This window comes from Azospirillum sp. (genome assembly GCF_035627195.1).
Taxonomy (GTDB): domain Bacteria; phylum Pseudomonadota; class Alphaproteobacteria; order Azospirillales; family Azospirillaceae; genus Azospirillum.
Map to the genome: position 1 here is coordinate 1 of NZ_DASPMG010000405.1, position 4268 is coordinate 4268.

A 4268-nucleotide genomic window follows, 5' to 3' on the forward strand; every position below is an offset into this window, starting at 1 on the left:
GAGCGCCACGAGCAATCAGCGTCTGCGCTGTGCGCGGCTTGCCTACGATGTGGTGAGCCGCGCCCTTCCCCTTCTGCAATATCCGTTATTTGCCCCCAAGCGGCCCTGTCACGGTCTCTGGGACGGGCGTCCTGAAGAACGCCGGTTGTGGTTCTGCCTTAGCGATCGATGCGCACGATTTTGCGGCGGAGGATCTCCTCCACGGATGGAAGCGGCCTCTGCGCCGGTTCCGGACGTGCGGCCACGGACGGGCTGCCTTGCGGATGGGCGACGACGAGGCGCCCGGCCATGCCGGCTTCCTCGTGTGGGAGACAGAAGTAGTCGTAGACGCCAGCCACGGTGAGGCGCAGCTCGAAGGTCTGGTCCGGCAGCAAATAGTCGGAGTGCCACGGCGCCGCTCCCTCGGGGATGCGCTGCGGGTGATCACCGTTCGCCGGGTGGTAGGCGGTGCTGGTGTGCGCGTTGCCGGGATCCACGTTGATCCAGCGGATTGTCTGGCCGGGCTCGACCAGCACGCCGACCGGGTCGAACCACACCGTCGATCCGTCGGCGTTGCCGCGCATGCGGATCTCCACGACCCCTGCGGCCTGTGCCGGTGCCGACAGGCCGAGCAGCGCCAGGCCGGCGGCCCAGCCGCCGGCCCGGAGCACGGTGCGTCGCGCCATCATGCTACTTCGCCACGCGCGCCTCGTCGGCCTCGGCGACGTGCCAGAGGACGACGTGGTAGTGCGGCTTCTCCACGCCCGGATGGCCGGCGTTGAAGTGCATGTCGACGTGGTCGACCTTGGCGCCGGCGGCCTTCAGGTTGTCCAGCTTCTTCCGATCCTGGATGTCCTCGACCGGAACCATGTAGATGGTGCTGACCAGCCGCCCATCGCGGTCGTAAGCCAGGAAGGGGCCGGCCGGCAGCGTCTTCGGATCGACATAGAGCGTGCCCATGCCCGGCAGGAAGTCGGGCAGCTTCACCAGGTCGCTGACCTTCTTGTAGGCGCCGCCGGGCGGGGCCTTGTCCAGGTTCTGCGCCTGCCCGGGATTGGCGGCCATGGCGAAGGCTCCGGCGACCAGGATGGTGCGGATCAGCATGCGTGTCCTCCCTTGATGATGGTCCAACATAGGAGCGGGTCGGACCGATGTGCGTCACTCACCGCCGGACGGCGGTGCCGGCAGGCCCAGGCGGCCGAGGACCCGGGCGACAATGCGCGCGCAGCGCTCGCCGGCGAACGGGAACGCGCCAGCCAGATTGGGCGCGAGCTGCCGCCGCAGGCTGTGGCCGAGCAGGCGGCGGGCGCGGTGCAGGCGCGTCTTGACGGTGTCGGGCGGGATGCCGAGGCTGCACGCCGTCTCCTCGACGCTCATCTGCTCGATCTCACGCAGCACGAAGATGATGCGGAACGGGTCCGGCAGCGCATCAATGGCACGCTCCAGCAAGCGCCGCGTCTCGGCGCGGGCGGCGTCCTCTTCGGGTGTCGCGACGGGTTGCTGGGCCCCTGGAAAGGGAATGACCTCAGCGCCCGCCGTCCGGCCATCGGCGCCGCCCTCATCGAACTCGGTCATGGGCTTCCTCTGGCGCAGCCGCCGCAGCGCCTCGTTGAGGACGATGCGGCCCAGCCAGGTCGCAAGGCTGGCGTCCTCGCGGAACTGGCCGATGCGCGTGAAGGCCAGAATGTAGGCGTCCTGCACCGCATCCTCCGCCTCGGCCGGATCGCGCAACACGCTGCGCGCCATGCGGAAGAGCCGCTGGTTGTGCCGCTGCATCAGGATGCGGAAGGCGTTGGCGTCGCCGCGCCGGATCCGTCCGGCCAGTTCGGGGTCGCTGTAGGCCGCCTGCCGCACGATGGCGTTTGTCTGGTCCATGCATCGCTCCCTGTCTGGTGGCTTTGATGCACGAGGTGGCGATCAGGTTCCCGCGCAGACGACTTACTCATTTCGGAGCAGGAGTCGAAGCGGCAGGCCTGCGGCTCCGCACCACGGTGGGGGCAGCGAATTGGCGGCTTCTCTTCGCCGCGAACCGGACGGCGCCAACAGGTGCCCGACACGGTGCCGGGCATGCCAAGCCTGAGCGCCGTCCACGAGAGGGCTCTCTGGGACTGACACCGATCCGCGCACCCGGTCAGCAGGTTGACGCTCTTTACCAGTTTGCCAACAGCAACAACCCCGTGTTCTTCCTAGGGGTTTTCAAAACGGCAGCAGCCAAAATCCAGTAATAAATCTTACAAAGCCACTAATTAAGTTACGCAATGAGATTCACTCTCAAATAGTCTATTAATAAAAGCTCAATCCTCTTATTGAAATAATGCCTCCCACAACAGATCCAACGAAGAAGCAACCGGTAGAGGTCGACATGCGCATCTCCGCAATCACCCGAATGTCCTACGCCGCAACAATCGCGCTATCTGTGGTGTCGGGGGGATGCCTTGTGCTCGCGAACCGAGCAGCGGATGCGGAGCGGCAGGCGACGCTGGAGCAGGCGGAATACAAGCAATTGGCCTTCGACCTCGCCAACGCCTCTGACCACCTGACCAACGAGGCGCGCCGCTACACCGTGTTCGGCGATAAGCGCCACTTCGACGCCTATTGGCGCGAGGTGAAGGAGACCAAGACGCGTGATCGTGTCGTGCAGCGGCTTACGGAACTCGGCGCCCCGCAGAATGAACTCAACCTGATCGAGGAGGCAAAGCGGAAGTCGGACACGTTGATCGGCCTGGAGGATGCCTCGATGAAGGCGGTCGCCGAGGGCGACCTGCGCAAGGCGCAGGAGCTCATGTTCGGGGCCGGCTACGACCGCGGCAAGGCGGAAATCGTGGCGCCGGTCTCCCGCTTCCAGGAGATGCTGAGCGAACGGACCAAGGGCGCCGTCGAGCACGCACGCAGCCGGGCACGGTTGCTGAGCCTTGTCGCCCAGTTCTCCATCGCCCTGACGGCGCTCAGTTTCCTGGCCATCCTTTACGGTGTCTTCAGCCGCCGTGCCGTCGCGCCGCTGGTGCGCATGAGCGGTGTCGTGGGCGAACTTGCCAACCAGAACTACGGCATCGAGGTGCCGGAGCGTCAGCGCGAGGACGAAATCGGCGACATCGCGCGGGCGGTCCAGGTGTTGAAGGAGAACGGCATCGCGCGGCAGCGGCTCGAGGCCGACCAGGCGGCGCACCGGGACGCCAAGGAGCGGCATAGCGCCAAGGTCGAAACGTTGGTTCACGACTTTGAAGGCACGGTGATGCGCGGCCTGCGCACGGTGGCCTCGGCCGCCACCGAGTTGGACTCCACAGCACAAAGCATGGCCTCTCTGGCCGACCAGGCGAACCATCAGGCAACCGCTTCGTCGGCGGCGGCCGAGCAGACCTCGGCCAACGTGCAGACCGTTGCGTCCGCCACCGAGGAGATGGCGGCGTCCATCCAGGAGATCAGCCGGCAGGTTGCCACCTCGAATGAAATCGCTTCGAAGGCGGCGCGGCAGGCCCACGACACCACCGGCTCGGTGCGCCACCTCGCCGACGCCGCAAGCCGGATCGGCGAGGTCGTCAAGTTGATCCAGGACATCGCCAGCCAGACCAACCTGCTGGCGCTGAACGCCACCATCGAAGCGGCGCGCGCGGGCGAGGCGGGCAAAGGCTTCGCGGTCGTGGCGAGCGAGGTGAAGGCGCTTGCCAACCAGACCGGCAAGGCCACCGAGGAGATCGCGGCGCAGATCGCCGCCGTGCAGACCGCCACCCAGAACACGGTTGGAGCAATCGAGGAGGTCGGGCAGACGATCACGACGATCAACGAGATCGCCTCGGCCATTGCTGCCGCCATCGAGGAGCAGAACGCCACCACCGGCGAGATTTCCCGCAATGTCCAGCAGGCCGCCCGCGGCACCGAGGTCGTCAGTGGGAACATCGTCGAGGTGAGGCAGGCCGCAACACAAACGGGCGCCGCCGCCAGCCAGGTCCTCGGCGCCTCCCGGGAACTGTCGCAGCAGTCTGAAGCTCTGCGCCGAGACGTCGAGGCCTTCCTCGCCAACATTCGGGCGGCGTGAGACGGACTGCGCCTGAAGGCTTTGTCCGCATCACCCTCTTGTGTGATTTAGCATGGACTTGGCCGGGCCTGGGTAAAGCAGACGCAGATAGGGGCCGAGCCGGCACCGATTCGACAGCAGCCGCTAGGGAGTTCCCGCACGCGATGGAACTCTCCCTGTCACTCCCTGCCTTCCCATCACGCTTCAGCATCGATCAGTCGAAGGCACTGCCGCGCAGTTGCCGCAGCACGTCGCTCCGGCGCAGACTGGCCGCCAG

4 protein-coding genes are annotated in these 4268 nt (G+C 66.4%); 1 reads left to right on the forward strand and 3 read right to left on the reverse strand.

Annotation, left to right across the window (positions count from 1 at the left end):
• Nucleotides 1-158: 158 nt before the first annotated feature.
• From VED21_RS34800 to VED21_RS34810, 3 genes are read right to left on the reverse strand one after another with little or no spacing between them, the layout of a single operon-like run.
• Nucleotides 159-668 (reverse strand): plastocyanin/azurin family copper-binding protein, encoded by a 510-nt coding sequence (locus tag VED21_RS34800; RefSeq protein WP_324890505.1) that lies wholly within the window; start codon nucleotides 666-668, stop codon nucleotides 159-161.
• A 1-nt stretch (nucleotide 669) separates the two neighbouring features.
• Nucleotides 670-1083, reverse strand: a complete 414-nt coding sequence (locus VED21_RS34805; protein WP_324890506.1) for a DUF5602 domain-containing protein — start codon at nucleotides 1081-1083, stop codon at nucleotides 670-672.
• A gap of 54 nt (nucleotides 1084-1137) precedes the next feature.
• Entirely contained in the window at nucleotides 1138-1854 is a 717-nt protein-coding gene (locus VED21_RS34810; protein ID WP_324890507.1) for an RNA polymerase sigma factor, read from the reverse strand.
• 487 nt (nucleotides 1855-2341) lie between these two features.
• On the opposite strand from VED21_RS34810, the gene VED21_RS34815 reads away from it, so the two are divergent.
• Entirely contained in the window at nucleotides 2342-4012 is a 1671-nt protein-coding gene (locus VED21_RS34815) for a methyl-accepting chemotaxis protein (protein ID WP_324890508.1), read from the forward strand.
• The last annotated feature ends 256 nt before the right edge of the window (nucleotides 4013-4268 follow it).

What these genes read in the sequence shown, in the direction of transcription:
- VED21_RS34800 (WP_324890505.1), bottom strand. Translation starts at nt 668, where the DNA reads ATGATGGCGCGACGCACCGTGCTCCGGGCCGGCGGCTGGGCCGCCGGC.
- VED21_RS34805 (WP_324890506.1), bottom strand. Translation starts at nt 1,083, where the DNA reads ATGCTGATCCGCACCATCCTGGTCGCCGGAGCCTTCGCCATGGCCGCC.
- VED21_RS34810 (WP_324890507.1), bottom strand. Translation starts at nt 1,854, where the DNA reads ATGGACCAGACAAACGCCATCGTGCGGCAGGCGGCCTACAGCGACCCC.
- VED21_RS34815 (WP_324890508.1), top strand. Translation starts at nt 2,342, where the DNA reads ATGCGCATCTCCGCAATCACCCGAATGTCCTACGCCGCAACAATCGCG.